A 3,867-nucleotide genomic window follows, 5' to 3' on the forward strand; every position below is an offset into this window, starting at 1 on the left:
TAATGTTCTGATCGAAAACAAGGATTACGCTTCACTTTCGCCTTTTCCTTCTAATTCCACCAGCTCAACAAATAATATAGATGCACTGAGGTTTCAATTGAGCACCGAAAAAATTCTTAAGAACGGATTGTTTGCTGGCTTATCTATTGGGTATGATTATTCATTAGCAGGAGAACAAATCTGGCAAATTTCAAACGAAAACAACGCAACCCTTCTGAAAGATAATATGAGTTGTTTTTACCTCAACCTAAACATCGGCACTCATTTAAACTTCGCAAAATAGTCAATCATGAATAGAAAAAATTTCATTCTAAAAAGTGGTACTATAATTACTGCTACAGCGCTATTCGGATTGCTTGGATGCGCTCCTGAAAAATTAATTTTGGGCACTCAAAAGAAAGCCAAGCGACCTTCCAGCAATGATTTTACGCAACCCATTTTAAAGGCTATTGCAATAGGCGTTAATACTGCCAACCCACATAATACACAGCCTTGGAAATTCAAAATAATTAGTGACACTAAGGCTGTAATGTTTGTGGATGAAACCAGGTTATTACCGGCAACCGATCCACCGGCAAGACAAATACATATTGGTTGCGGTTGTTTTTTGGAAACACTACGCATAGGAGCCACCGGATTAGGGTATCAGTCATACATAGATGTTTTGCCGGAAGGTGCCTATTCATTTGAAGAGATTGGTGAGAAGCCTCTGGCAGCAATTGAGCTAAAAAAAGAAACAATACAAAGGGATGTTTTGTATGACAATATTTTTACCCGCAGAACTAACCGATTAAAGTATCATCCTGGAAAATTCAAAGAAGGTACGCTGGATAGATTAGTTTCTTTCGTAAATCCAAAATCATCAACCATCCTTTTTAAGGATAATGACGCTGAACTAAAGCAATTAAATGATATGTGCTTTGAAGCAATGAAGATTGAAGTGACCACTTATAGAACCATGGAAGAAAATAGAATTTGGCTAAAACGAAATCAAAAAACTGCAGCCAAAGAAAGAGATGGAATTGATTTAAAATCAAATGGAATGGGAGATATACCTCGATTCTTTTCAGAAAAATTGGCCAAAGCAGATGCCCCAAAATATGCTCATGATGAAAGATACCAAAATATGTTTTTAAAATCTTTTAGAGAAAAACTAGACTCTTCATCTGCCCTCGCCTATTTTGTTACAGAAAATAATGAACTAGCTGATTGGATCAAATGTGGAATGGATTTCACCCGATTTAATCTAGCAGCAGATAAATCAGGAATAGCATTGCATCACCTCAACCAGGTTTTACAGGAATACGATGAAATGAATGCAATACGAATAAGTTTTGAGACATTTGTCAATGTTAAATCACCTAAGAAAGTACAATTAGTTTTAAGGCTAGGAAGAGCAGATGAAATAGATGGTTTCTCATTTCGAAGACGCTTGGATGATTTAATATTAACATAACTTGATCTATTAATGGCAGGTAAAGTCTAAGCAAGAGTTATAGTTTGCTCGAACAGGATGAATCGGTATTATGCACTCGCTTTTACGTTGGCGGTAAACAGAAATCAAAATGAAAATAGCCGTACCCATATTATTGACTGTAGTTTACACCATAGCTCTATGGTTTGGAGGAACCTTATCAAAAAGGATAGGACTCGAAGTGTCCAACAACACTTATGTGAATGGACAACTAAATTACCAGATTCTCCTGCTCCTAATTACAGGAGTTTCTTTACTTACTACTTACCTCTTAAACAAGGAGAACTTTCTAACTTACTTCTCCATTTGGCAAACCTCAATACCAGGAGAAGAACTAAAATTATTTGGAATTAAACAAGGAGACAGCTGGCTCAATACAGGGCTCTCGCTATGTGTGGTAATCACTGGAGTTACCGCCATCTTCATGTATTTCCAGTTGAAGAAGGCTGATGTTGATTGGTCCATTTTGCAAAGTGGAATTTTCTGGATATTGCTTTTTTCATTGACAAATTCCTTCGGAGAAGAAATGATTTATCGAATGGGCCTTGTTTCTCCCTTGTCCGGATTACTGGCACCTACGACCATTTTTTTGATCTCTGCCATCGTTTTTGGACTTGCCCATATCAACGGAATGCCAAGCGGAATCATCGGAATATCACTAGCAGGAATATTAGGGTTTGTCTTGGCCAAATCCATATTTGAAACGCACGGTTTCTTCTGGGCTTGGTTGATTCACTTTTTACAGGATGTGGTCATCATTGGCTCGCTTTACCTGATGAATAAGCCCACTTAATGCCGACTACAAGGGCAATAGATGACGGTAATCAATTCATCGATTAGTTGTATGGCCTGCGCTTCAAACGATAGAGGACAACTCGTATTTCCGCAATATACGCTGGCTCTCAACACAGATTTGCAAAATAATCTTGATAAAAGTTTTGAAGTTTGCGAATATGCTCTATATTTGCAAACTAAATATAGCGTATATGTAGTTATGGCATACTCACTTTCATATTCAAAATCCATTCTGGTTCTGGCTTTCATTTCTGATAAAATCAGAAGAGGAGAAACAGAATATATTTCTACCAAAGTCATATCAGAACTACTGAACATCCCAAAGCCTACCCTTTCGGTCATTTTCAAAAATCTAATTCGTGCTGGCATATTGGAATCTAAAGAAGGCATTAACGGTGGTGTGCGTTTTGCCAAAAATGCAGAGCAAATAACATTGCTTGATATTCTAACGGCCATCGAAAATCAAAAACCGCTTTTTCAAACAAGCTTCGATTTGAACGTAAAAAGCAAAAGACCCGATGATCTTAAAAATGCCTTAACAATTGCCTTGAATACTGTTGAAAATGAAATGAAGACTGCCTTGAGCAGAACAACGTTAAAAGACATTTTGGACGCAGAGTAATTTTTTTTTACCCCAAACTAAACATTCGTAATATTTAGTATAAACATTAGAACAATGGCACTCCAAAAACAAAAAACATGTCCGTTTTTATAAAAGCAACCCGCAGCGGATGGTATCCTAAATTTATCAAACCGGTGGTAGATTCAGTTTTAGCTAATCCAACATACAAGCAAATTTTAGACATCGGCACAGGACCGGGAACTCTGCCGCAATTGTTGATAACGAAAAATTTAGCCGTACAAATCACGGGTATCGATACAAGCAAAAACATGATTGAAGTGGCGAGAAAAAGTGTTTCGAACAACAATGTATTCTTCCAACATCAACAAGAAAATGCATCTCTACCCTTCGCAACACAGCAATTTGATGCCGTAACCTTTTGTTCTGTTCTGTTTCTGCTTGATGATAACACCAAAAGCATGTTGATGAACGAAGCCCTACGTGTTTTGAAACCGGAAGGAAAAATAATCGTCCTCACGCCATCAGGTGAAAAGGCCATTCTTTCCGCCTTATTCGAAGTGTGGCGCTATCGGTTTTCAGTAAACAATTTCACATTCTTGATTTGGAAACTCGCCACAACGCGAAGAGCTAGAAAATGGAAGCGACAAAAGTGGCTAGAAAACTATGCCCTCAACAACGAGCTGAAATACACTGTATCGCTTGCTTTCAATAGTAACGCTACCGTAGAAATAATTTCAAAATAAAACTCATATGGAATTTAGATTTATAAAAACAGCAGCTCTGCTGTTGATCTTGACGCTGATAATTTCTTCAATTCAAGATTTACAAGCACAAGAAAGCACAACAACTTCTATTCAAAAATCAACACTGTCGTTAGAGATTGATCCTGTTGTGCCGATTGTCCTGCATGGATTTTCTGGTCACCTTATGTGGAAACCAAAAAAGTCTAATCACCTGGTCTATGGTATTGCTATCATAGTTGGCGGAGAACTACCCACGTTTATCATCAATTTAA

General features: G+C 37.5%; 6 protein-coding genes. All 6 read left to right on the plus strand.

Annotated elements, in window-relative coordinates; all coding sequences use genetic code 11:
* Positions 1-283: hypothetical protein (locus WBM49_RS12690; protein WP_424372422.1), on the plus strand; the 283-nt coding region annotated here is incomplete at its 5' end.
* 6 nt (positions 284-289) lie between these two features.
* Complete coding sequence (locus WBM49_RS12695; protein ID WP_424372423.1) at positions 290-1,456, plus strand: Acg family FMN-binding oxidoreductase; 1,167 nt, start codon at positions 290-292, stop codon at positions 1,454-1,456.
* A gap of 109 nt (positions 1,457-1,565) precedes the next feature.
* Positions 1,566-2,267 carry a CPBP family intramembrane glutamic endopeptidase gene (locus tag WBM49_RS12700; protein ID WP_424372424.1) on the plus strand — a complete coding sequence of 234 codons (702 nt, stop codon included), beginning with the start codon at positions 1,566-1,568 and terminating at the stop codon, positions 2,265-2,267.
* Positions 2,268-2,318: 51 nt separating this feature from the next.
* Positions 2,319-2,891 carry an RrF2 family transcriptional regulator gene (locus WBM49_RS12705; protein ID WP_424372425.1) on the plus strand — a complete coding sequence of 191 codons (573 nt, stop codon included), beginning with the start codon at positions 2,319-2,321 and terminating at the stop codon, positions 2,889-2,891.
* Positions 2,892-2,968: 77 nt separating this feature from the next.
* The gene (locus WBM49_RS12710; RefSeq protein ID WP_424372426.1) at positions 2,969-3,595 is read left to right on the plus strand and encodes a class I SAM-dependent methyltransferase; all 627 of its coding nucleotides are present in this window, start codon (positions 2,969-2,971) and stop codon (positions 3,593-3,595) included.
* 7 nt (positions 3,596-3,602) lie between these two features.
* The coding region (locus WBM49_RS12715; protein ID WP_424372427.1) for a hypothetical protein at positions 3,603-3,867 on the plus strand (265 nt) is incomplete at its 3' end.

Origin of the sequence: Muriicola sp. (genome assembly GCF_049669965.1) — a bacterium.
Lineage (GTDB): Bacteria > Bacteroidota > Bacteroidia > Flavobacteriales > Flavobacteriaceae > Muriicola.

Bases quoted from the DNA above. Each gene is read 5' to 3' on its own strand.
- WBM49_RS12710 (WP_424372426.1), top strand. From the start codon at position 2,969: ATGTCCGTTTTTATAAAAGCAACCCGCAGCGGATGGTATCCTAAATTT.
- WBM49_RS12695 (WP_424372423.1), top strand. From the start codon at position 290: ATGAATAGAAAAAATTTCATTCTAAAAAGTGGTACTATAATTACTGCT.
- WBM49_RS12700 (WP_424372424.1), top strand. From the start codon at position 1,566: ATGAAAATAGCCGTACCCATATTATTGACTGTAGTTTACACCATAGCT.
- WBM49_RS12705 (WP_424372425.1), top strand. From the start codon at position 2,319: ATGGCCTGCGCTTCAAACGATAGAGGACAACTCGTATTTCCGCAATAT.